19 protein-coding genes are annotated in these 23,602 nt (G+C 39.4%); 4 read left to right on the plus strand and 15 right to left on the minus strand.

Annotated elements, in window-relative coordinates; all coding sequences use genetic code 11:
* Positions 1-1,377, minus strand: coding sequence for an ATP-binding protein (locus ABJD64_RS12185; protein ID WP_348179128.1), 1,377 nt, complete (start codon positions 1,375-1,377; stop codon positions 1-3).
* Positions 1,377-2,795, minus strand: a complete 1,419-nt coding sequence (locus tag ABJD64_RS12190) for an SLC13 family permease (protein ID WP_348179130.1) — start codon at positions 2,793-2,795, stop codon at positions 1,377-1,379. Before ABJD64_RS12190 ends, ABJD64_RS12185 begins: the two co-directional genes overlap by 1 nt.
* 216 nt (positions 2,796-3,011) lie before the next feature.
* On the opposite strand from ABJD64_RS12190, the gene pckA reads away from it, so the two are divergent.
* The gene (gene pckA / locus ABJD64_RS12195) at positions 3,012-4,628 is read left to right on the plus strand and encodes a phosphoenolpyruvate carboxykinase (ATP) (RefSeq protein WP_348179132.1); all 1,617 of its coding nucleotides are present in this window, start codon (positions 3,012-3,014) and stop codon (positions 4,626-4,628) included.
* Positions 4,629-4,769: 141 nt separating this feature from the next.
* On the opposite strand, the gene ABJD64_RS12200 is transcribed toward pckA, so the two are convergent.
* The 9 genes from ABJD64_RS12200 to ABJD64_RS12240 all read right to left on the minus strand — a co-directional run bounded on the left by ABJD64_RS12200 (position 4,770) and on the right by ABJD64_RS12240 (position 14,047).
* Positions 4,770-5,546, minus strand: coding sequence for a universal stress protein (locus tag ABJD64_RS12200; protein WP_348179133.1), 777 nt, complete (start codon positions 5,544-5,546; stop codon positions 4,770-4,772).
* 122 nt (positions 5,547-5,668) lie between these two features.
* Positions 5,669-6,151 carry an aminotransferase class IV gene (locus tag ABJD64_RS12205; RefSeq protein ID WP_348179135.1) on the minus strand — a complete coding sequence of 161 codons (483 nt, stop codon included), beginning with the start codon at positions 6,149-6,151 and terminating at the stop codon, positions 5,669-5,671.
* Between the two features lie 91 nt (positions 6,152-6,242).
* Positions 6,243-7,214, minus strand: a complete 972-nt coding sequence (locus ABJD64_RS12210) for an aminodeoxychorismate synthase component I (RefSeq protein ID WP_348179137.1) — start codon at positions 7,212-7,214, stop codon at positions 6,243-6,245.
* Positions 7,207-7,521: a DUF6787 family protein gene (locus ABJD64_RS12215; RefSeq protein ID WP_348179139.1), complete on the minus strand. Its 315-nt coding sequence runs from the start codon at positions 7,519-7,521 to the stop codon at positions 7,207-7,209. Before ABJD64_RS12215 ends, ABJD64_RS12210 begins: the two co-directional genes overlap by 8 nt.
* A gap of 3 nt (positions 7,522-7,524) precedes the next feature.
* A complete protein-coding gene (locus tag ABJD64_RS12220) occupies positions 7,525-8,265 on the minus strand; it encodes an RNA pseudouridine synthase (protein ID WP_348179491.1) in 741 nt (246 codons plus the stop codon).
* Positions 8,262-10,730: a DUF5686 family protein gene (locus ABJD64_RS12225; RefSeq protein ID WP_348179141.1), complete on the minus strand. Its 2,469-nt coding sequence runs from the start codon at positions 10,728-10,730 to the stop codon at positions 8,262-8,264. Before ABJD64_RS12225 ends, ABJD64_RS12220 begins: the two co-directional genes overlap by 4 nt.
* A 209-nt stretch (positions 10,731-10,939) precedes the next feature.
* Positions 10,940-12,523 (minus strand): peptide chain release factor 3, encoded by a 1,584-nt coding sequence (locus ABJD64_RS12230; protein ID WP_348179143.1) that lies wholly within the window; start codon positions 12,521-12,523, stop codon positions 10,940-10,942.
* Positions 12,524-12,746: 223 nt separating this feature from the next.
* On the minus strand, positions 12,747-13,229 hold the full coding sequence (locus ABJD64_RS12235) for a DUF308 domain-containing protein (protein ID WP_348179145.1): 483 nt from the start codon (positions 13,227-13,229) through the stop codon (positions 12,747-12,749).
* Between the two features lie 206 nt (positions 13,230-13,435).
* Positions 13,436-14,047, minus strand: coding sequence for a hypothetical protein (locus ABJD64_RS12240; protein ID WP_348179147.1), 612 nt, complete (start codon positions 14,045-14,047; stop codon positions 13,436-13,438).
* A gap of 114 nt (positions 14,048-14,161) precedes the next feature.
* On the opposite strand from ABJD64_RS12240, the gene ABJD64_RS12245 reads away from it, so the two are divergent.
* From ABJD64_RS12245 to ABJD64_RS12255, 3 genes are all read left to right on the plus strand, one after another.
* Positions 14,162-14,377, plus strand: a complete 216-nt coding sequence (locus tag ABJD64_RS12245; protein WP_348179149.1) for a hypothetical protein — start codon at positions 14,162-14,164, stop codon at positions 14,375-14,377.
* A gap of 210 nt (positions 14,378-14,587) precedes the next feature.
* Positions 14,588-16,510 carry a molecular chaperone DnaK gene (gene dnaK, locus ABJD64_RS12250; RefSeq protein ID WP_348179151.1) on the plus strand — a complete coding sequence of 641 codons (1,923 nt, stop codon included), beginning with the start codon at positions 14,588-14,590 and terminating at the stop codon, positions 16,508-16,510.
* A gap of 159 nt (positions 16,511-16,669) precedes the next feature.
* Positions 16,670-17,197 (plus strand): Kazal-type serine protease inhibitor family protein, encoded by a 528-nt coding sequence (locus tag ABJD64_RS12255; RefSeq protein WP_348179153.1) that lies wholly within the window; start codon positions 16,670-16,672, stop codon positions 17,195-17,197.
* A 185-nt stretch (positions 17,198-17,382) separates the two neighbouring features.
* Here the strand turns inward: ABJD64_RS12255 and ABJD64_RS12260 are convergent, their stop codons facing one another.
* The 4 genes from ABJD64_RS12260 to ABJD64_RS12275 form a co-directional block, all read right to left on the minus strand.
* Complete coding sequence (locus ABJD64_RS12260) at positions 17,383-18,759, minus strand: M48 family metalloprotease (protein WP_348179155.1); 1,377 nt, start codon at positions 18,757-18,759, stop codon at positions 17,383-17,385.
* A gap of 232 nt (positions 18,760-18,991) precedes the next feature.
* Positions 18,992-20,260, minus strand: coding sequence for a TAXI family TRAP transporter solute-binding subunit (locus tag ABJD64_RS12265; protein ID WP_348179157.1), 1,269 nt, complete (start codon positions 20,258-20,260; stop codon positions 18,992-18,994).
* A gap of 27 nt (positions 20,261-20,287) precedes the next feature.
* Entirely contained in the window at positions 20,288-20,746 is a 459-nt protein-coding gene (locus tag ABJD64_RS12270; RefSeq protein WP_348179159.1) for a YHS domain-containing (seleno)protein, read from the minus strand.
* A 188-nt stretch (positions 20,747-20,934) separates the two neighbouring features.
* Positions 20,935-23,601 (minus strand): ABC transporter permease, encoded by a 2,667-nt coding sequence (locus tag ABJD64_RS12275; protein WP_348179161.1) that lies wholly within the window; start codon positions 23,599-23,601, stop codon positions 20,935-20,937.
* Position 23,602: the final 1 nt, after the last annotated feature.

The following is a 23,602-nucleotide window of genomic DNA, read 5'->3' on the forward strand; positions in this document are numbered from 1 at the left end:
TTATTTATTTGGCAGTTCAACAATAAAATTGGTCCATCCGCTATTGCACTCTAGTCGGATCTTTCCTCCGTATATCGTTACAATCTTCTGTACGATCGATAGCCCAAGTCCTAATCCAAAGGACAGCCCGCTGACCTTGGTCGTATAGTTCGGTTGAAATATTTTTGACATGGATTCCTCATCAATACCGATTCCATTATCAGCAATGGATACATTAATCCAATCACCTTGAGTCTTGGCTGAAACTACTATTTCTGGTTTGCTTAGCTGAGCAGAACTAAGGCTCTCCGCGGCATTTTTAATCAGATTTACCCAGACCTGCATAAAGTCACCTTCCCTGCCGCTTAACAAAATATCTTCCTCCACATCAATAGTGAGTTCGGTATTCCGTAGCACGTTAGAAAGCAATGAGAGGGTTTTTTTAATAGACGTTAGTAGGTTAAAGTTCCGGGTGTCATTACGATTTGCGGCTCCCAGCTCTTTGATTGATTGTACAACGTGCGAAGTATGAGTAGCGGCCAAATTAATATCATGAAGTGCCAGTCCGGCATCCCAATAATATCCCAATCTTTGAATGAGGTCCTGGTTTTCCTTAAGCCCGATCGTGTTTATTTCCTCTTCGGTCAGATTCATTTTAGCCAATTTCCTGGCTGCACTTTCGCGTAAGTCCAGAAGCTGCTGAATCTCTTCCTTCCTATTTCTAATTTCGGCACTGGATAAGGTTTGTCCTTTTTCCAGTGATTTTAGGAAAAATGGATAAAGCCCTTTTGAATCTTTTTCACCCATGTACTCCTTCATGTGTTGGGTGATCCAGTCGGTTTTGCTTTGAATAACACTCACGGCATTATTTAGCTCGTGTGCCAGCCCTGCCGCCAATTGACCCAATGTTGCCATTTTTTCGTGCTCAAACAGTTTCTTTACAGCGGATTCCTTTTCTGAAATGCTGTTGATGGTGAGCATCTGTCGTAAGTAAATTTCATTGACGACAACTGGAAGGATGTGTTCTAAAAAAAGACAATATTCTGAAGTATCCCGGGATGGAATTTGATCTTTTCTAACGTAATAGACTATGGTATCTTCATTGGCCTTCACGGTCGTGTAACTACAATTGTTGTGCGAGAAAAAACTGTAGATCCCGACGATCATATTGGATCCGGTAGAGAACACCTTAAACTCTTCTCCATCTGCAGGCTTGAAATAACCAGAGGTACTTCCACTTTCAACAAAGAACATTTTGTCATTGATTTCTCCTTGAGTCGTGACCTTATCACCTGCTTGTAACTCTAGTTTTTGGTCTTCATTGGAGAAAAAATTCTTTTTCAACCAATTCAAATCAGTCAACTCAGACAGGGCTATTTTTTGTTTGTTTGAAATCATTATAAAAAGCCAATTAGTTTTAAAGTAAACAGTGTGGCAAAGACCAGGATCAAACCAATAAGGCCAATGACAATTCCTACCTTCATCATATCTCTGGTCTCAATTACTCCGGTAGCATGAGCAAGTGCATTTGGGGGGGTGCTTATAGGCAGAGCCATGCCCAATGATGCGGCTAGTGTCGTACCCAAAATCAACATTTTAGAACCTCCCAACGGGTCCAAACTCTCTACAGATGCACCAATGGTTGCAATAATGGGAAGTAACAAATTCGCTGTAGCGGTATTGGACATGAAATTGGCCATCACAATAGCCAATAGTGCAGCCAATGCGATAATGACAAATGGAGAAAAACTATTAAAAGGAATGCTGGCAACTACGTGCGCCGCCAATCCGCTTTTCCCCAGGGCCAAACCCAGTGCAATTCCTCCTGAAACCAGCCAGAGGACGTCCCAGTTTATTTTCTTGAGATCTTCTTTTGTTATAATATTAAAAGTCAAAAAGATAGCCACTGGAATCATCGCCACAGTATATGAATTCACACCATGAACAAAATCAAATAGCCATAACAAAATCGTTAGTACAAATGTGATGTAGACGATCATTGCCTTTGGAGTTTTTGAGAACTCTCCTTTGATATCCAATTTGATTTCGGTCGTACGGGAGGGAAATAAGCGCATCAGTAAAAACCATGCGATGGTAAGAAGAGTGATAACAAAGGGAGCTCCAAAACTCATCCATTGTCCAAATCCAATACTGTCTTTGCCAGTCAAATATTTCAATGCCAACGCATTGGGTGGCGTACCAATTGGGGTGCCCAATCCGCCGATATTGGCGGCCAAAGGAATGCATAATGCAAGTGCAATTTTACCAGGATCTCGGTCTTCAAAGTACAGCAACACCGGCGCAACAATAGATAGCATCATAGCGGTGGTAGCTGTATTACTCATGAACATGGAAAACACCGCTGTGATCATCATTAACCCCATCATAATGTAAGCTGGTCTATTCCCAAAGGGTTTCAGAAGTACCCTGGCCAAATTCTGATCCAGCCTGTATTTAGTAGATGCCATGGCCAAAAAGAACCCTCCTAAAAACAACAAGATGATGGGAGAAGAAAATGTGCCCATGATTTCTTTATAGGGTAAAAGTTCACCAAAATTGTTTTCACCCGCTCCTTCAATCAATATGTTAATTCCAGTACTGGAAATAGTAATTAACTGCAATACTATGATAAGTATGGAGGTGGCATAAATCGGAATGGCCTCCGTAATCCAAAGCAATGCTGCCATAAAAAAAAGAGCAATGACACGATGTTCGATGGTCGATACATTTTCTATTGGAAGCCAATCTTTCGGTATAATCAGAATGATAAGTGGAACTGTTAGACTGGTGATGATTTTGGCTAGTTTATTATTCACAACACTGGTATTTGTGGCAGTAATTCAGGAATAAAATTAGATGAGCGGGTAAGCATAAGTCATGACAAGAAGCAAGTTTAATACTGATCTTCATCACCAATAATCACAAATAAAATAACTCCCTTTAAATCATAAAACAGCACCCAAAACTGATAGAGAATCAAATGATTTTGATCCCCAATTATTGAATCAGTTTATTAACTAATTTCTTTAAAAATGAAAGCAACTAATTTAAAATCTCTCATGGAAGACATGGTGGGGCTTGGCCTAGATCATGTCAAAGGTGTGCTATGGAACCTCTCTCCAGCTGAACTAATCACAGAAGCATTAAAAAATGGCGAAGGAGTACTGGCGGATACCGGAGCGCTAATGGTCGACACTGGAAAGTTTACAGGTCGTTCACCAAAAGACAGGTATATAGTAAAAGATGACGTCACTAAGGAGACTGTGTGGTGGGGCGACATCAACATTTCTTTTGACGAAGACAAATTCGATGCCTTGTACAACAAAATGATCCACTCATTGAGCGACAAGATTTTATACGTTAGAGACGCCTATGCAGGTGCGGACGAAAACTATAGAATGAAACTCCGGGTGATCGACACACAGGCTTCTCACAATTTGTTTTGCTACAATATGTTTATCCAGCCTCAAAATGAAGACTTGTCAGATTTCCATCCGGAATTTACAGTCCTCGCCGTACCCGAGTTTTATGCTGACCCTAAAGTAGATGGCACGAGACAGAAGAATTTTGCTATCGTAAATTTCACCAAAAAAATAATTATTGTTGGCGGCACCGGATACACTGGGGAAACAAAAAAAGGAATATTCTCTGTCTTGAATTTCTTGTTACCTGAGAAAGAGCACGTACTTTCTATGCACTGTAGTGCCAATCTTGGTAAAGAAAAAAACGATACCGCTGTATTCTTCGGTCTATCAGGTACGGGAAAAACCACATTATCTGCCGACCCCAACCGATTACTAATCGGGGATGACGAACATGGGTGGACTGATGACGGAATTTTCAACTTTGAAGGTGGTTGCTATGCAAAAACCATTGATCTGACCGAAGAAAAAGAACCGGAAATATGGGATGCTATTAAGTTTGGAGCTATTCTGGAAAACACACGCTTCTATCCGGGTACTAATACGGTGGATTATTCAAATTGCAGCATCACTGAAAACACCCGCGTTTCTTACCCACTAAAAAATGTGAAAAATGCAGTACTTCCTTCAGTAGGCGGAATACCCAAAAACATCTTCTTTCTGACCTGCGATGCCAACGGCGTCTTACCTCCAATTTCTAAACTGACTGTAGGTCAGGCGATGTATCACTTTATTTCCGGATATACGGCTAAGGTAGCTGGTACCGAAGCTGGTATTACCGAACCTGTCAGCGTATTTTCTGCTTGTTTTGGTGCACCGTTTATGCCTCTGCACCCAACTAAATATGCTGAGTTGTTAGGTGAGAAAATGGTAAAACATAATGTAAATATCTGGTTAATAAATACCGGATGGTCTGGTGGTGCTTATGGAGATGGCGAGAGAATGTCTCTCAAATTCACCAGAGCGATGATTACTGCTGCGCTCACCGGAGCTTTAGAGGAAACAGAATATTACCAACAACCTGTGTTTGGATTCCAGATTCCCATCGAGGTACCAGGGGTACCAAATGATATACTCGACCCCAGAAATACCTGGAAAGACAAGGAAGCCTTTGATGTGCAAGCGGAAAAACTCGCTCAGGAGTTCAACAAAAATTTCGAGAAATTTTCCGAGTATGCAAGTGATGAAATACTTGCAGGTGGCCCTCAGGTTGATGTTTTGACTTAATTCAATCGAAACTGGCTCAAAGTAGTCCTGTACATATAGGGCTACTTTTTTATACTTCAATCAGGGCAATTACAATACAAAAAAAAGAGGGAAGCCTGAGCTTCCCTCTTTTTTTTCAAATAACTGATGAGATGGTGCCGATTAATCCAGCACTAATAGTGGGACAGTGGAGTGTTTAGCTAAGACCTTTGTCAAGCGCCCCTCAGAGGGTCTTGTTTTCTTAGCATGCGTTCTAGGCATGATTGCCAGAGCATCGATATCATTTTCTCTCACATAGTCCAAAATACCTTTTTCGATGTCCTCATTTTTAGGGAAGGAATATAGATAGTCCAGACTTTCCATATAATACTCCACGGTATCTTCATTCTTTAATTCATGAACACCGCCACCCTGTCCAGTTTTATCTACTTTGATTAGGTGTACCTTGGCATTGTACCATTTTGCAAAATCATGAAAAACTTGCAAATCGAATGAATTATCAAATTCATTTTCATCAAGTGCAAGCGCTATTTTTTTCAATCTAAACTGATCAAACCCTTCGGGAATTATAAGGGCTGGGCAATCAGCACCCTGAAGAAGTTCGGCAGCGTGGGTTTCATCTCTATTATTAGCATGGCCAGTAGTCCCCATCACAATCAAATCAACTTTTAGTTCAATCTGGTCCTCGATTAATTTTTCCAGGAAATCACCATTCCTAACCACTACCCAGCATTTGATTCCCTTTCCGTCAAATAGGCTCTCTTTGATTGACATGAGATTTTGCTCTACCTCGCTCCTTTTTTCAGCTTCTTCAAGCACGTGATAAAGGATGCACTCTAACTTAGTATCAAATGCAGCCATTCCTACCACATATTTGATTGCACCGGTTGCACTGTCAGAAAAATCTACGGGAACTAGAATGTTATTGACGATATTCATGTTGTCTTAGGTTTAAGTGAGTGGGTTGTTGTTGTTCCTTGAAGATATAAATCTCAGCAATTCATAAATCAAGTTTTATGACGCCTATCATATTTTTTACTGAGATAGTTTATGGCTATAAACTAGACCATTACATCTGATGTGCTCACTGTCAAATCTCCCAAATCATTCATTGCATTGATCAGCGAAATGGTCTGAAAATCACCCAATTCATCCACAAAAACGTCCTTTTCTTTTATCGATCCAGTATCCAGCAAGTTCTGGCGTTTTACTCCATTCAACAATGGGAATTTAGGTGTCCACCAATCGATACCATCATAAAAAGCCAGGTTGGCAAAATAACTGTCCGTGATTCGCCCATTTTTTATAATCATAATATCGTCGGCCTCTTTTCGCCGATTGAACAAATCAGTTAATCCTGAACGATCAGCAGATTTGAAATCATAGTTTATTTCATCATCAACGATGACCTGTAACGAATTAACTCTGGGGTTGATGTAAGGAATGAAGTCTATGTCAATATTCGTAGCATCATATTCAACTCGGCATTTGTATTTGGTGTCAGATGGAACATGCTCGAAAATATGACGCAAGTCGTGGGGCATACTATCTGAAAAGTACGTTTGAAAAGTACGTTTGAGGCGCTGTTGATGTAACTTCAGAAGTTGAGGTCTCCCATTCTTACAACAAATACTTTCAATGAACCGGTACATATACTTTATCAATCATTTCCTGATACTCTGACCTGACCTCACTAAGGAAGTGAATACCTCCGCCACTTTTATACGTCAAACCTTCCCCCTCCTTTTCGATAAATCGGATCATGACACCACTATCAAAGTTAGCTCCATCGAAGTAACCCATAATACCGGTATAGTAGCCTCTGTCATATTGTTCTACCTCCTCGATAATATTTAATGTTCTCCGCTTTGGTGCCCCACAAATAGACCCTGCAGGAAGTAAAGAGTATATGGTTTCTCCTAATCTACTAAGATAATTCGCATTCAATTGGCCTGTAATTTTCGAACTTACCTGCAGAAGGTGTTTTTCACTTGTTCTAAGTTCATCAATATATCTAAAGTCCTCAACTGCAACGTCTTTGGCATACTGACTCATATCATTTCTAATCAAATCTACTATAGTCGCATGTTCTGCCATTTCTTTGTCGCTGGACAAAATCGTATCCGCGGCATTCGGTAGATCTGCATCTATCGTTCCTTTCATTGGATAGGAGGATATTTGACCTTTTTCAATCTTGACAAAAATTTCTGGAGAGAAGACCACAAACTCATCCTTATGCCAAAGTTTGTATTTGGCTTTGCTTTGATAAAATATCTCCTTTAGACTTGCTTTCACCTCTATTTCGGTCGGCTGAGTAAGATTGAGGAGGTAGGTATTTCCCTTGGCTATTTCGGAGTGAACCAGATCGAATTTGATCTGATAATTCTCCAAAGTCACGGGATTCCTTTTTAAACTGACAGGAGTATTTTGTATTGTTGGTTGATCAAAATTTCTTATTCCATTTACATCAAACAATGTCTGACTCGCGTCTACTTGATCTATTGGAATGACGTGATTGTTTTCGCATTTAAAGTCAACAATCAAAAGAAAGGGTTTACCCGCAGTGGCTAATTTGTTGATTTGTTGGATGGCTGATTCCTTATTCACTCCTGATCTTATGCTTTTGGCCGCTCATTCGATACCACATTTTTTTTTCGAACTCCCAAAAGAACGCAAATTGTCCGAAAAGAAAGCCATAGATCAGCAGGATTATATTGTAAATCGGAAGGATAAAAATATAGTAGAGTATGGTTAACAGGGTTTGATTATCAGCACTCGCTCCAATAAGTCCAAAGAGAGGTTTTTTCAAAAATAAGATGGTCAATCCGGTGCAGGCAAATACAATAAGAACAATAATAACCTGACCTACGCTCGCCAGTTTCCAGCGCTTTTTTAATGATTCCAAAAAACTCATTTCTCAATACAGCTTATCCATGAATTTATCTTTCTTTCCAATTTCTGTAGAAGATTTGTCTAAAACGAGAAATTGTTCCCAGAAATCATTGACAGGCAAACCTGCCACAACTTTAACCGGCTCTTTCTTTACGGGGTGTAAGAAATCCAGCGCTCTCGCGTGTAGGTTTATACTGGCATCAGGATTGGGTTTGGAAAAACCATACTTCACGTCCCCTCTAATCGGACAACCCACGGAAGCCAGTTGTACACGAATTTGATGCGGCCGCCCAGTTAAAGGTCTAACTTCGAGCAGGAAATGATCATTCAATTTGCCCAAAACCTTATAATTTAATTCCGCCTTTTGTGTACCATCTTCAGGCTTATCATAAGCTGTTGTTTTATTGGCTCTTTCATCTTTTTTTAAATAATGAATGAGCTTATCTTCTTTCTTAGGAGGTTTGCTCTTTACCACAGCCCAATAGGTCTTGTTTATTTTTCGATCCTTAAAAAGCTTATTCATCCGCTCAAGGGCCTTAGATGTCCTTGCAAATACAACTGCACCGCTTACCGGTCTGTCAAGTCTATGTACGGTTCCTAGAAATACATCTCCGGGTTTATTATACTTGTTTTTGACGTAATCTTTGCAATAATCAAGCAAAGGTTTGTCTTTGGTTTTATCGCCTTGCACCAATACCCCAGCCGCCTTATCCACAATCAGTAGGTGGTTGTCCTCATAAATTGGTATAAACGGCTTACTCATTATAATTCAATTTTCATATTAAATTTAAAAAACAGATTGTCAGCCGTAGATGAATAGGCATAAGCACCATGTCTTAATACAGCATCAAAACCAAATCCAATATAGCCCACATCAGCGAAATTGAGTCTAATCAATTTCTTAAGGCCCACACCAGATTCAAAATAACCATCCTCCATTGAAGAAAAGTTAATTTCCTGTCCGACATGTCTTTCTGGGTGCGATAGCGTACCATAACCAGCGTTATGATAAAGCACAAATTCAGGCTTCATGATTCTATTTGCAAGCAAAAAGTTTCCAAAGTTATGATTAAAGAACAGTCCAACTTGCTTATCGGATAAAAATTCATAAATGCGCATAGTCTGAAAATATTCCGGCACACTCAACTTTGAAGTAGAATTGCCCAATCCTGTAATCATGTGTCCATAAGGAACGTCACCGGAAACATAAGCCGCACGAATTAGAACATTGGATTTGCCCAATACATGTTTCTTTTTGTATTCCAAACTCATATCAAATCTATTATAGTCAAAGTCTCCACCCAGCCATCCTGAATTACCGTGACTATATTTAAAATTGAATACAGGAAAGTCATAATCAAACAATACTTTTTTTCCATATAAATCGAGATACTGCTCGTTTTGTACGTATCTCAATGACAAAGAAACTTCATTGATGTCGGAAAATGTGTTGGCATAATCTGTAGTGTTGTATTGATAGTCGTAAGTAGACTGCTGCTTAGATGTAGAAATACTTGTTTGAGCATAGAGAAATGGAGCAATTCTTCTATTCAGACTAAGTTTATAGGTTTCATGCCTGTCAAACAAGCTTCCCTGGAATGACCTGATCAAGTCATCGATACTCGAAATCTTTCCCTCAAAGAATCGCTGAGTTCCTACCTCTCGAATATCGTTTTGGTAAGTAAATAACGCATAACTATCTGTCCGTCGTTCAAATTCATATTTGACATTTGCACCGTACTTCCATTTTTCGTCCTTAAAACCATATCCGGCATATCCGCCAATTTTGAATTTCTCTGAAAGGCTATTATTTGTTTCAAAACCTGCTCCCAGCCTTAGTTTCTCGTGGCTGTTCACTCCAAATAAATCGTCGATTCTGAGGTCGAACTTACCCAGGTTCAATCTAAGCGTGATTACAGATTCTGCGACTCCTTCTGCTACTCTCAAATTTCTATAAAGGGAGTCTCCTGCAATGAAGGTGTTGAGTTCCAGAGAATCCAAGGGCACTGCTCTATTCGCGTCAATAATTTGTTTTTGTTCCTTGTGGTCAATACGGTTCAATGTAATTCCAATATCGCTGAAGTCCTTTTGGGTGAAGTTCGTTTCCAGGTTGATATCTGACAAATAGCGGCGATTTTCAAGCATCAGGTTTCTGCCATAGAATTTCAATTCTTTGAAGATAATATCTGTGTTGAGTTGAACTGGAAACCACTGGCCATAGATTTTGTCATATCGCTGCTGTATACTGACATCAATTTTCGAGTTGGCTACAGAAGACTTTGCAGTTACGTTTGTCAAGGCATAGTCTTTGGCATGCACCCACAGCAATCCCTCCAAAGCGTCAAATCGCTTATTCTTCTTGGGAGTGTAACTGACTACAAATACAGTATCCATTTCAAAGTAAGTAGTATCCTCGATATAAAAGTCATATTGTGAAAGTCCAGCAGGATTAATCGGATTGATATAATCCTTATCGAAAATGTCCAAAATGTCATCATAAAATCCAAAGGGTTGATATAAACCACTGAATGCGGCAAAAAGCCCTCCTCTCAGACCAGAGATTTGTGTGGCTAGTATCGTTTCATTTTTCAGTCCGGGTTCGATAAATTTAGTCTCCGACACTGATTCGGATACATACAAATGTCTGGTATCAAATGAGTCATCTATCTTTAGAAACTTAAGGGACGTGCTATCTTTATTGTTGAGTAGCCTTTCCTCCTTAACCAACCTGGCCAGTGAATCGGAAATTTTGCTGTCCGCATCCAAATGATAAACGTCCTTAGTATAGGATCTATAGCTATACTGCGAAAATCTAGCCGGATCATGATTTTTCCTATTGTCTATGACATTTCTCATCAAGATATTGGCTGGATTCTCACCGGCTTCAAAAATCAATTCCTCAAGCTCAGTAACTTCCTTTTCTAAATAAACACGTGGCGAGTTTTTGATTTCAGCAACAGTCATTTCTTTTCGAATAAACCCTACATGCTGAAAAGTAATGTTTCCTTGATAACCAGCAGGAATGGAGAGACTAAAACGGCCATCAATATCCGAAATAGTTCCTGTACTGGTGCCACTAATAGCTACTGTCACAAATGCGAGTCCCTCTTCATCTTCTACAGAAAATATACGACCTGAAATTTTTTGAGCCTGGACCTGGTCCATACTGGTCAATACTAAAAGGCAAGAAACAGCTAAAAGAATGAGGTTTTTAATAAAATTGGTATTCATGTAAAATGGCAAAAGTTTGATTGACCTTGATTGAAAATTTGTGTTTGTGTTATTAGACCTCGCAGCCTTTTAAATCACGTACATCAAAGACAATCAAATTCTTAAAACGTAACTATTCTCATTAGTGTTAACCTTAACTCTGCTGTATTTTAAAAGATGCACATTTTTGAAATAAATGTACAATTAACTTTTATAGGATGTGAAATTACTTAAAACTCACTGGTAAAGTGGAATTCTATTTCGGGAAAATTATCCTGCACCATTTGTAACCATGCTCTGGACTCAGCCATAAAAACCAGTTTATCATCTTTATCCTTGGCTATATGACGATATTTTGATTCGACAAACTCGTCCAGTTTCTTTTTATCATTGCTACTGATCCAACAAGCTTTAAACAAATTCATAGGCATAAACTTACAGGTAGCTCCATATTCATGAAGTAATCGGTGCTGAATAACCTCAAACTGAAGTGCTCCTACAGTACCCACTACCTTCCGTGCTCCCATTTCATAAGTGAAAAGTTGAGCAACACCCTCATCCATCAATTGGGTTAGTCCTTTTTCCAACTGTTTGGTCTTCATAGCATCCATGTTTACTACTTCTCTGAATATCTCAGGAGAAAAACTTGGTATACCTTTATACATTCCTTTTTCACCCTCACTTAATGTATCCCCGATCTTTAAGTTGCCTGTATCGTATAAGCCAACAATGTCTCCAGGATAGGCTTCATCGATCACTTCTTTACTTTGGGCCATAAAAGCTGTAGCATTGGAAAATCTGAGTTTCTTGTCCAATCTGGAATGGTAATAATTACTCCCTCTTGCAAACTGCCCTGCACATACTCGAACGAATGCGATTCGATTTCTGTGCTTGGGATCCATATTCGCATGGATCTTAAACACAAAACCTGAAAATTTCGATTCCTCTGGTAAGATTTGACGCTCTTCTGTAAACCTTGGTGCCGGACCTGGGGCAATATCAATAAAGCAATCCAATAACTCCTGTACTCCAAAATTGTTCACTGCGCTGCCAAAAAATACAGGAGCTACTTCTCCGCTGCGATAAGTCTCTATATCAAAAACGGGATAACCTCCATCGACTAGCTCCACATCCTCCCTGAGTGTCTCAGCATATTTTTCACCAATTAGCTCGTCGAGAGTGGGGTCATTGATGTCTGTTATAGCAATATCATTCTCAGTATCTAGCTGTTGCTTGCTCGCTGTGAAAAGTTTCAATTTCTTTTCATATAAACTATAGACACCCTTGAATGTCTTACCCATGCTGATTGGCCAACTAAGTGGTCTCACTTTTATATTTAGCTTGGCCTCTATTTCGTCCAACAGGTCATATGGGTCCTGCCCTTCTCTATCCAGTTTATTAATGAACACCATCACAGGCGTATTTCTCATGCGACAGACTTCCATGAGTTTCTCAGTCTGAATCTCTACTCCTTTGACACAGTCTACCACCAGAACTACACTATCCACAGCTGTTAAGGTTCGATAAGTATCCTCAGCGAAATCCTGGTGACCTGGTGTGTCGAGCAAGTTGATCCTTCGGTTTTTGTAATCAAAACCCATTACGGAGGTTGCCACAGAAATACCTCTTTGCTTTTCAATTTCCATAAAATCAGACGTCGCATGTCGATCGATTTTGTTGGACTTCACCGCACCGGCCGTCTTTATAGCTCCTCCAAAAAGCAACAGCTTTTCTGTGAGCGTAGTCTTTCCTGCATCTGGGTGACTGATGATACCAAACGTTTTTCTTCTATCTATTTCTACTGTCAGACTCATGGAATAATGAATAATTGAATAATGAGTAATGATTTGATGAAATCAACCACCGGTCGATTAAGGAATCATTTCGGGGCGCAAAGATAATAGAGTTACTAGTTTTCTCTACTATCAAATGCAGAATGACCGAATAAAACCTGAGACATCAATTGATTATGGCGTGCGGTGCAGGCCAGGCGCTTACTCCATAAATGGACTCATGAACAGTACATTATTATTGAGTTTATAGTGAGCCACTGGCAAAAATAGCAATCCAACCGGCAGCTAGGAGTCCAATTGCGAGCAGAAATATTGTGACTGCCGCAATGGCAAAACCACGACCTTTCCATTTTGATCTTTTAGTTTGGCTAAGACTAATAAAACCAAATATCCCTCCCAGAAAAAAAAGAATTAATATAGGTATGGTCAGTGATGAGGCTGTGGCCCAAATCGAGATTATTCCAAGAATTCCAAGTACCACTGAAAGAAAACCCACCACAGCCAAAGGAAACATTTTACTGCGGGACTGATGATTCTTGACATCAGGTGTTTTTACTCTGTTTGTTTGTCTTTTTATTGAAAATTGATAGCGTCTCGGGTCTATTGATTCTGACTGCTCCTTCGACAATTCAATACTTTGATCTGGCATTTTGGTGTCTAACAAGTGGCTTTTATCACTCACTAAGTGAGTAGTCGTTTGATCTGCAGATGCTAAATATTCAGGCATCTGTGTTTGACTTATTTTAACCTGAGGATTAGTATGAATGCTATTATTAAAATACTGTCCATGTTTTTTTGTCATACAAGAAGGTGAACAAATCAAAACAATAGCAAGGCTAATTAAATGATTACGCATATTTTGGATTCAATTTAAATGGTCAAAACTGTTATAATTATAAAGTGCTAACCTGAAGTTAAATTGAGTTAATGCTTTTAAGTGCTTCCAAAAACGGATTCTATAAAAGCCGCAAACCCTAACAAAAGAAGAAACAACAGGCCAGCAATAATTGTGAACATCCCAAAAAAGCGCCCTTTCCATTTTTTTGGATCCTTTTTTATGCGATAATGACTTATTCCTCCACCAATCATTGTCGCTAAAATAAAAATAGCAGCAAGTCCTGTACTTAGCCCTACAGCTCCCTCTGCAAGAACCAGTAATACGGTAAGTAAGAATAGACCAAAAGACGCAAGGCCAATAGGCTCAGTTTTTCGTGCAGATGTATCACCTTTCTCTTCTATTCTCCTAATGTCCTCTTTGCTCTTTTTGTAAACACTTAATTTATTTAATTGACCATTCGGATCTGTATTGAACACTTCTGTTTGATCTTGGACCTGAAGGGATTGATTTTTCTGATCAGTTTCCTCATGCAGCTTCAAATCCTCATTAGCCGATACACTTAATATTTGATCATTTACCAACGAAAGATCAACTTCTGCTACTGAGGAATAATTAAATTGATTATTGAAGTGTCTACCATACTTTTTACTGATGCAGGCATTCAGAGAAATGGCTATTAGAAAGATTAAGTAGGGCAGGAGTTTCAAAACAGGCTTAGTTGGTTAGTTTATTATATAGACAAAGTTTCATTCCAAACCCCCAATTGTCCAATGCATCCTGCTAAGGATTCATTATATTGGTGTTGATAAAAATTAAACGTCATGCAAAAACACGTCAAAACAGGTTTAGCTTCCCTGGCTATTGGAGTCTTCTTTATCTACTGGGCACAGACACACTCACCAAAAAGTCTTAGGAAAGTAATAGGCAATGCGTTTAGCGGATCATATACCATGAGTGAAACATCGTATTATATATGCTTAGGAATTGGAATTGTAATCGGTGTCTATGGCATCTTAAAACTCATTAAAAAGGTATAGCCTTCAGCATCTTCATTACCCTATAAGTCGATTACCTGTCAGTTTCATTGGTTTTTGACCTTCCATTTCGTCAGCTACTTTCACTTCACTATGCACATTTCTGACAATCTGTCACAACGTCAGTCTGTTTTCTGCTTTGGCATAGCTGTTGATGATAGGCTTTGCAGTATAGAATAAGAATTTTAAGAAAGCGATAAATAAAATTAGATCATGGGAAAAATAATCGGAATCGATTTAGGTACTACCAACTCTTGTGTTGCTGTGATGGAGGGCAATGAGCCAGTCGTTATCCCAAATAGCGAAGGCAGAAGAACAACCCCTTCTATTGTAGCATTTCTGGACGGCGGTAAAGGCGAAAGAAAAGTGGGTGATCCGGCAAAGAGACAGGCTATCACCAACCCACAAAATACCATCAGTTCTGTGAAGCGATTCATGGGTAAGAAATTTGCTGAAGTTTCTGACGAAATGAAGAACGTTTCTTACAGCGTAGAAAGCGGAAACAATGATGTGGTACGAGTAAAAATCGGAGACAGAAATTATACTCCACAAGAATTGTCTGCTGTGATTCTTCAAAAAATGAAGTCTACTGCAGAAGATTACCTGGGAACTGAAGTAAAAGAAGCAGTAGTGACTGTTCCTGCATACTTCAACGATGCAGAAAGACAGGCTACTAAGGAGGCCGGTGCAATCGCAGGACTTGATGTAAAAAGAATCATAAATGAGCCAACTGCTGCGGCATTAGCTTATGGATTGGATAAGAAAAATGCAGATATGAAAATCGCTGTGTATGACCTTGGTGGTGGTACATTCGATATTTCAATCTTAGAATTGGGCGATGGCGTATTTGAAGTGAAATCTACTAATGGTGATGTACATCTTGGTGGAGATGACTTTGACTCTGTAATCATCCAATGGTTGGCCGATGAATTCAAGAACGACGAAGGCATCGACCTAAGAAAAGACCCAATGGCTCTTCAAAGATTGAAGGAAGCTGCTGAAAAAGCAAAGATTGAATTGTCTAGCTCGACTAGTACTGAAATCAACTTGCCATATATCATGCCTGTAGATGGTGTACCAAAGCACTTGGTAAGATCATTGTCAAGAGCGAAGTTTGAGCAACTAGCTGATTCATTGGTAAAAAGATCAATGAAGCCTGTTGAACAAGCTTTAAAAGATTCCGGACTTTCTAAGTCTGACATCGACGAAGTAATCTTGGTTGGTGGATCAACAAGAATTCCAATCATCCAGGAAGAAGTAGAAAAATTCTTCGGTAAAAAACCTTCTAAAGGTGTTAACCCTGATGAAGTAGTAGCTGTAGGTGCCGCCATCCAAGGTGGTGTATTGACCGGTGAAGTGAAAGATGTATTGTTGCTTGATGTAACACCTCTTTCTCTAGGAATCGAAACTATGGGTGGTGTAATGACCAAACTCATCGAGGCCAACACTACAATCCCTACTAAGAAGTCTGAGACATTCTCTACAGCAGCTGACAATCAGCCATCTGTAGAAATCCATGTGGTACAAGGTGAGAGACCAATGGCGAAGGACAACAGAAGTTTGGGTAGATTTCACCTGGATGGTATTCCGCCGGCACCAAGAGGTATCCCTCAGATCGAAGTGACCTTCGACATCGATGCCAATGGTATCATGCACGTGACTTCTAAGGACAAAGGCACTAATAAAGAGCAAAGTATCAGAATCGAAGCTTCTTCAGGATTGTCAGAAGAAGAAATCGAGAAAATGAGACAGGAAGCAGAAGCTAATGCTGAATCCGACAAAGCAGAAAAAGAGAAAATAGAAAAACTCAACGGAGCAGATTCTATGATCTTCCAAACTGAAAAGCAATTGAACGAATTTGGTGACAAACTGTCTGACGACAACAAAGCCAAGATCAATGCTGGACTAGAGAAGCTAAAAGAAGCTCATAAAAGTGCTGACTTAGCTGCCATAGATACTGCAATGGAAGAAATGAACGCTGCATGGCAAGGTGCTTCTCAAGAAATGTACGCTGCTACTCAAGGTGCTGAAGGTGGAGCTCCCGGAGCTGATGCCGGACAAGCGGGACCTGAGGCTGGAACTGCTGATTCAGATGTTTCTGACGTAGAGTTCGAAGAAGTGGATGAGAAGAAGTAATTCTTTGATTTGCTGATGTGATACAACATCTCTAGCCTAAAACTAGGTTCATTATAGATACAAAGCCTTTCCGGGAAACCGGAAAGGCTTTTTTTATAAGTTTAAGTTAGATTAGTAAAGCACGTAATCAAAACACAAAAGAATAACCCCAAATAGATCATGGCACTTTTTTTATTTATTATCCTTACACACTTAGCTGACCCTTGTGAAGAGAATATATTCCTGCCTGAGGAAATTAATGACCGACAACTCATAGCAATAGCGGAGATTGACGAAGTGTTCGATGATGAAATGATCAATTATGATTTAACAGGGTTAAGGGTAAGGGAAGTATTCAAGGGTTCTGGCAATCTATTAATTGCTGTTGATCAAAGGAATTTTTATTTCGAAAAGGGTAAACCCTACCTCATATTTGCAAACTATGAAAGAAGAGAACAACTTCCATATATAAGCAATTGTTCTAAAACCAATGAACTATCCAAGATTGATTCTGTAACCCTAAACTATTTGTATAATTCTCTGGGTACAATTCCATGCAAGGACCCTGTATTAAAAGAAAAGATGAAAGGAGGAGCCTGCGAAAAGATCCTTGCTCCGGTTTGCGGATGTGATGGAAGGACCTATGGAAATAAATGTGGAATGAAAAGAAATGGAGTATTACTCTATACCACGGGGAAATGTGAGTGACTTTTTCCTCGTTTAACCTGGATTATCCATTACGAATCGTGATGAAAGCATAAAGTGCAAAGAAAGAGACATCTATATCGAAGAGGCATAGCACCGCTGTGGTGATTCGATAAATATATATTAAGTGTCTATTTCAAAGCGATTTGAAGCATAAACAAGGTTTCTGCACTCCGCCAAGAATCTGTCTATTCCAATTTGGTCTTAAACTTCTGAAAGTAAGCTTGCCTGATCAAATCAGCCTGTTTCTCTTGATTCATTTTCTCACAAGTGGAAATAAGTAATTTATAATGCTCTGAATTATCAGCATCAAAATTCCGAGTGAGACCCAGGTAATTATATGATATTCCAATTAGCTCTTGGTAGGAGATGTTTCGAATAAAATTATGAACCATGAGTAAATCCTGCGGATAACCTTTAGTATATCTTGAAAAATATAACTCAAATAGACCATCTCGTTTATCATCGTGTAGCTTATGCAAAAGCTGGATGATATAGGTACTTATCTCTTTGTCCCTGGGATATTCATGTTTCAACCTTAGTGCTTCATACAAGGCCAAAGCGTAGAATTTTTTTTCCGAGGAATAGAAAACATTCTCATACTTTGAAGATTGACTTATCCAATCAATTTTTTGCTGAACTATGGTGTCTCGTTCTAATTTGGACAACCGTTCACTAAGAGCATTTTTACGTTCTTCCATCTCAGGGTGAGATAAAAGAGAGTCCCGTGCTAGAAACAACACTCGATCACTTTCTTTGCTAAAAATGCTTATATCCTCCCTGAGCAGGTGAAAATCAAATGGGTTCTTTTTAAAATTGAAAGGTCGAAATAATTCCTCCGCAAGTGTACTATGATTTCCAATCATCTTTAGTTTGCTCAGAGCATTGAGCGGAGCCGTGGTGTTTCTATAGACATTTAAATAAAGATGTAAGCCTAGCGAATCTGCTTCCTTTTCAAGTTGCCTATTGTAAGAGGCAGTATAGTAAACTTTCTCCTTAAATTCGTCCATTTGTTCACGCTTTGCTTCTCCAAGTAGAATTCTTCGAGCGTCCTCATTGATATCGCTCTCTTTGGCCCTGATGACTTTTTCGTAGATGTGATCTAATTCCAGATGTGCAATTTCATGAGCAATTACGTAGGCCAATTCTTCTTCTGTATCCAACACTGATAATAATCCATTATTAATTATAATTGAACAGTTGCCAAGCGCTTTTGCGTTGACCATATAACTTCGATCTACTATTAGATGGATATGGTTAGTTTTCAAGTCGTTACTATCCAGCAGTTTTTTCTTTATCTCATTCAAATAAGTAGATAGATTAGCATCATCAAAAAATTGGCCTGCGCCAATTAATTTGATCATCCCCGAATTGACCTTCTTGCAATAGTTTAAATAAACCCCATCTCTCTTTTCTCTCTTTGGATAAATGGAGTTGTGGTGCTGATATTGGCGATTTATATAGGCCTGATCTGAACTAACAGTTCGCCTTATTACATTCTGAGATTGGGCATGTACGATGGGCAACAATATATATATGAATATTGCGAAAGCTGAATATCTCATTTCAAGTGAAAACGGTTGAGAAAAATTCAAACTTAATACAAAAGTTTTGACTCACAATAATTCTCCTTGAATAGCTAAAATGTCGGAAATACTTCGTTTCAACTTGGTACCGATTTGCGCAATCCTCGGCTTGGATTTACCAACTAACCTAGACTTTCTTCCTTCGAGTAGTACGATCGAGTGAATTAAGTACTATTAGATGACCCTGGTCGAAAGGTAGAATAACATAGGATCAAGCCACTCCTTTAGTGACCTCTTCCTTATTCAAAAACTTATTTCTCAAGAGTAAGGAATTAAGAATCTCCTTGTGTAATTCCATATAAATTCTAAAGCTCTCATCTGCAGTGAGTTTTTCGTCAATAAGCAATTCAAAGGCCTTATCCTGTTCGAGTCTGAGTTCCAGAATTTTACCTCTTACCTCACTTGGCGATTTCAACTTCGAAATACCATTTTTGATATCAATGATTCTCTTGTAAAACACATCGATTCGATCTTTCTTCACTTGTTTTCTCCACTTGGTAAAAGAGATAATACCGGACACTCCTGCAAAAAGTAAGGAAAAAACCACACCTATCAACTCAGCATATCGCTCAAAAAAGCCAGGGTTATCTTTTTCAATGTATTTTCTGGCCCCTTCATGAAGTGGAAAGTTCAGCTTGTTAAAATCAAAATTTTCCGTCAAATCAAGATAACTCAACGGGCTGATTTCTGTGAATTCCTGATGATTATGAAACAGTATCTTGGTCAGTTCATAGATAGATTCTTCAGGCAAATCCTTTCTGGCAACCAAAACTGCATCTACAGCGATGGTAAGCACCGGCTCCGGGGTCAGCTGTCTGTAGGTATATTTGGGGATAATAAAAGGCTTCAGCTGTGGGAATTTCAGACATATAGCCTCTGCTATTGACCCCCTGCCTTGTCTTTCCACATCGCCAAAACTATACAGGCGAAAGTCTTCCAGTCCAAGTAAATTATCTTCTTTGATCAAGTCCCCGAAGGCACAATAAATCTCACAGTCGAAAGGGTCATCAACGATTTGAACTTTACTGATGTCCACTTCAAAAAAAACAAACAAATCATTCATAAACCGGTGGGTACCAGAACCTTCAGGACCGATAAAGATGCTCTTATTTTCAACCAACTGTTTGAAATCCGTAATCTCCTCTTCACTTTGATAAAGAATATGCAAGATTTGAGGATACAAAGAGAGAATTGACTTAATCTCACCATCCACAGGGGTGTGATTTTCAATGATGGCAAGATCCGCACTTCCCTTCAAAAGCGAATCTACATTCGCAATCGAACCATGTCCAATAATGAGCTCAGTTGAAAATTCGTCCTCCTGATCTAAGATATCCTTTATTTGCTTCGATATCTGTCCGATGGGCTCCTCCGCAGAATATATTATCCTATACTTTTGAATGTCATCCCCACATGATGCAAATAGCATGGACAGAACTACTGATCCCAGTATACTTAAAAATCTGTTTTTGAAAATCATGGTCTGTTTTTTTGATCAAAGAATATATTAATTCTTTTGAAGGTGCTCTCTATAATGCTTGTCCGCCATGATTTCATTCATCTGAGGATTTTTCTCCCAATGTGTTTTTCCATTAAAAAAACCCTTGACCTCAAAGAACAAAAGCTTCTCATTCTGAACAGTATAAATCTTATAATTCGGTTTGATGAATTTTTTAGAGGATACTGCTGTCGCGCAGTAGCCTCCGTAGGCAGGCATATATCGATCAGGGTCTTGCTCAAATTTTTTCTTATTTTCCGCATTCGCGAAAAGCAATGTCAGTCCGTCATAATTTGATTTGTAAGTTTTGCTACCAAGTACAGGTCCTTTGCCTTGATAGTAGCTGACTAAATCATATCCATCAAATGATGCTTCCTTTTCGGGTGGAGCATACTTAGGTTGCGCCATTCCATTTGAGGTTAAAAAAAATACTACTCCTACTGCAATTAATAAATTTTTGGTCTTCATTTCCATATAGTTTGTGATCTCAACACTTATACGAGTCTAATCATTCCAAAAACATTTCGAAATTATCATATTTTTATCACGGTGGGTTATTTTTCCATTCTTCATGACCTCAGCGAATGGTCGTATAAACAAAAATCCGCTTCAATGCTTCGAAGCGGATTTTGTGAATTCTTAGTCAATCGTGCAATCTATTCGACCTTGAGCGCAATTACCGGATTAGATTTGGCCGCTACATAGGTCTTGTAACTTACAGTAATCAGCGATATCACAACTAAGATCAGACCGGGAAGAACGAAAAATTCAATACCCAAATTGATCTTATAGGCATAATCGTCCAGCCAAGATCGGCTCCAAAATGCAATGACAGGTATGGCCAGCACATTAGCAATCAAAAGTAATATCAGGTATTCTTTGGATAATAAGAACATGAGATTGCTTACTTCTGCGCCAAGTGCTTTCCTGATACCTATTTCCTTTATTCGTGAGTTGGCCGCAAAAGCCACGAGACCAAAAAGGCCCAGATACGAAATGAAAATAGCCAGAATTGAAAATGAAGTAAACAAATTACCAAACTGAAGATCTGCCTGATATTGATTATTAAATTCATCATCCAGGAAAAAGTAATTAAATGGATTATTTGGAAACACCTCATTGTAAGTGTTCTCAATATGAGCAATAGTCTCAGGTATATTTGATAAGTCCACCTTGAATGATAAAAAATCAGTACTCGTACTATGTGAAAATAAATAGGGTGAGTGCTCGTCTTTCAGAGAATTCCAATGAAAATCTTTGATAACTCCAATGACCCTAACCGTGTCCCATCCACCGACCACCAACTTTTGCTGAATCGCTTCTTCAGGTGTACCTAATCCAAATACACTTAGTGATTTCTCGTTAATCACAAAGCCATTTTCCTCGGAGGCCATTTCCGTAAAGGATCGACCCGCCAAAAATTCAAAGTCATAGGTATTAATAAAGTTATGATCTGTGAAAACAATGTTCCCCGACTGACTGTCATCTTCTGACTGACCGAATTTCCACATACCGGTTCTCCAGTTGTAACCTTTGCCAGGAATAGCCCCGGAACCGGTTACCGTTAGGATAGAATGATGGGCAGCCACTTCATTCTTAAAAGTTTTCATTTTCTCAGCTGCCGTTTCTCTATTCACATTTACTTCAGGACCATTCAAAACCAAAATTTTCTCCATATCAATACCCAGTTCCTGGCTCTTCATATAAGAAATCTGATTGTAAACTAAGTAGGTTCCGGAAATCAATAGAATAGAGGTCAGAAACTGGAACACAATCAACCCTCTTCTTAAGTTTATCCCACCTTTGGCTACCTTTTTGACAGAGCCAAGCATGCTCGCCGGTTTGAAAGCTGATAAGATGAAGGCCGGATAAAGCCCTGAAAGCAACGAGCCAGTGATTGTAACGGCAAGGAAAACAGCCCAAAATGTCACATCTTTTAGCAAACTCATTTCAAGTTGCTTGCCAATGATATCATTGAGTATAGGCATTAGTAAATAGGCGATACCGACCGCAAGGCCTGCAGCTAGAAAATTAACCAGACACGATTCAACCATGAACTGGCTGACCAGCTGGCCCCGAAAGGCGCCAATGGATTTGCGCACACCTACTTCCTTAGCCCTATACATGGCTCGAGCAGTGGACAAGTTGATATAATTTACCCAGGCGATGATTAAGATGATAATGGCGATGATTGAAAAAATCCGAACATCCCTTATGCTTCCGTTGTTCGTGGATGGATCTCCGGAGAAGTCCGATTTTAAATGTATATCTGTAACTGGTTGAAATGCAATATTTACGGTAGTAGAGGATTCAGCCAGATCAACGTCATAGGTATAGATCACCGTATCAAACTTACTGGCAACAATGCCGAGATCAGCAGATTTGTCCAGTGTTACGTAGGTAACAAAGTTGTTCCATCCCCATCCATCCGTATCCTTATATTGGCTATGCTCTTGCAGTAAAATATTAATCGGCATCAGAAAATCGAACTGCAGATGACTGTTACCAGGCAAACGCTCCAGGACACCTGTCACAGTAAAATTGCCTGCGGCCCAGCCCCCATCAACTCTCAAAGTTTTACCCATGGGATCGTTATCACCGAAGTATTTAATAGCCATTTGTTCAGTGATCACAATATTCTGATTCGAACCTAGCGCCGATTCGGTACTTCCTGAGACTAGTCGAAAATCAAATACACGCAAGAAGGCCGGATCTACGAATAGCATATCGTCCTCTTTATAGGGCTGATTGTGCTCAGGATTAGTCAATACCGCACCGCCATATTGAGGGTGAATACGTACATATTCCTTTACCTCTGGCACGTCCTGCTTCACACTTATTCCAAGCCCATAGCTGGAGTATACGCCAGTGCCTTCGTCTTCTCCATTTCTCGAATAATTCTTCGTGATCCTGTACGTGTTCTCAACATCTGAATGAAAGTTGTCGAAACTGGATTCAAAATAAATGTACTGGTAGATCATTAGGCATATGCCCATACCTACGGCCAGTCCCAGAATATTGATCAGTGAGTTTGTTGGGTGTTTTTGTAGCACGCGGAGTGCCATTTTGATGTAATTCGTAATCATTGCGGTGTTGTTATTGGTTCTTGTTGAGTTTTGACTTTTTAAATCGATGTTTCGAATGGACAAAAGCGCATCCAAAATATACCTGAGGGAGGCCGAGAAGTTTCCGTATTTCTTTTGGCGTTCTCTGAATACCTCGATAAAATCTCCGGAGATTTCTTCATACAATTCGTCGCCGTAAATCCTTTTGAGTAGATAAGTTCCCAGTAAAGGAGGATTGCTTGTCTTTATTTTAGTCATC

The organism is Reichenbachiella sp., from assembly GCF_039944555.1.
GTDB lineage: Bacteria > Bacteroidota > Bacteroidia > Cytophagales > Cyclobacteriaceae > Reichenbachiella.

Bases quoted from the DNA above. Each gene is read 5' to 3' on its own strand.
- ABJD64_RS12185 (WP_348179128.1), bottom strand. From the start codon at position 1,377: ATGATTTCAAACAAACAAAAAATAGCCCTGTCTGAGTTGACTGATTTG.
- pckA (WP_348179132.1), top strand. From the start codon at position 3,012: ATGAAAGCAACTAATTTAAAATCTCTCATGGAAGACATGGTGGGGCTT.
- ABJD64_RS12200 (WP_348179133.1), bottom strand. From the start codon at position 5,546: ATGAATATCGTCAATAACATTCTAGTTCCCGTAGATTTTTCTGACAGT.
- ABJD64_RS12205 (WP_348179135.1), bottom strand. From the start codon at position 6,151: ATGCCCCACGACTTGCGTCATATTTTCGAGCATGTTCCATCTGACACC.
- ABJD64_RS12215 (WP_348179139.1), bottom strand. From the start codon at position 7,521: ATGAGTTTTTTGGAATCATTAAAAAAGCGCTGGAAACTGGCGAGCGTA.
- ABJD64_RS12225 (WP_348179141.1), bottom strand. From the start codon at position 10,730: ATGAATACCAATTTTATTAAAAACCTCATTCTTTTAGCTGTTTCTTGC.
- ABJD64_RS12230 (WP_348179143.1), bottom strand. From the start codon at position 12,523: ATGAGTCTGACAGTAGAAATAGATAGAAGAAAAACGTTTGGTATCATC.
- ABJD64_RS12235 (WP_348179145.1), bottom strand. From the start codon at position 13,229: ATGCCTGAATATTTAGCATCTGCAGATCAAACGACTACTCACTTAGTG.
- ABJD64_RS12245 (WP_348179149.1), top strand. From the start codon at position 14,162: ATGCAAAAACACGTCAAAACAGGTTTAGCTTCCCTGGCTATTGGAGTC.
- dnaK (WP_348179151.1), top strand. From the start codon at position 14,588: ATGGGAAAAATAATCGGAATCGATTTAGGTACTACCAACTCTTGTGTT.
- ABJD64_RS12255 (WP_348179153.1), top strand. From the start codon at position 16,670: ATGGCACTTTTTTTATTTATTATCCTTACACACTTAGCTGACCCTTGT.
- ABJD64_RS12260 (WP_348179155.1), bottom strand. From the start codon at position 18,759: ATGAGATATTCAGCTTTCGCAATATTCATATATATATTGTTGCCCATC.
- ABJD64_RS12265 (WP_348179157.1), bottom strand. From the start codon at position 20,260: ATGATTTTCAAAAACAGATTTTTAAGTATACTGGGATCAGTAGTTCTG.
- ABJD64_RS12270 (WP_348179159.1), bottom strand. From the start codon at position 20,746: ATGAAGACCAAAAATTTATTAATTGCAGTAGGAGTAGTATTTTTTTTA.
- ABJD64_RS12275 (WP_348179161.1), bottom strand. From the start codon at position 23,601: ATGACTAAAATAAAGACAAGCAATCCTCCTTTACTGGGAACTTATCTA.